This is a genomic window from Bacillus sp. SIMBA_031, assembly GCF_046535225.1.
Lineage (GTDB): Bacteria > Bacillota > Bacilli > Bacillales > Bacillaceae > Bacillus > Bacillus velezensis.
Window position 1 is genome coordinate 1 of sequence record NZ_JAWRXC010000528.1, and the last position, 249, is coordinate 249.

1 pseudogene is annotated in these 249 nt (G+C 31.3%); it reads left to right on the forward strand.

Annotated features, from left to right (window positions below):
• A pseudogene (locus tag SB724_RS21255) lies at positions 1 to 208 on the forward strand (UDP-N-acetylglucosamine 2-epimerase (non-hydrolyzing)); the annotation flags it as partial.
• Positions 209 to 249 lie beyond the last annotated feature (41 nt).

A 249-nucleotide genomic window follows, 5' to 3' on the forward strand; every position in this document is an offset into this window, starting at 1 on the left:
CTTCGAAGAGGGGGCTGTCATGTTTACAGGCATGAATGTGGAACGCATAGTACAGGCAATAGATATTTTGGAAAATCAACCTAGGGGTAAGGTTAGATTAATCAATAAAGTTAATAATTATATAGCACCTAATGTATCAGATAAGGTTTTAAGAACAATTATTAGTTATACCGATTATGTTAATAAGTTTGTTTGGAAGAAGTCTTGAACTGTAACTTTTTATACCTTTTGGTTAGGAAACTAATTTTT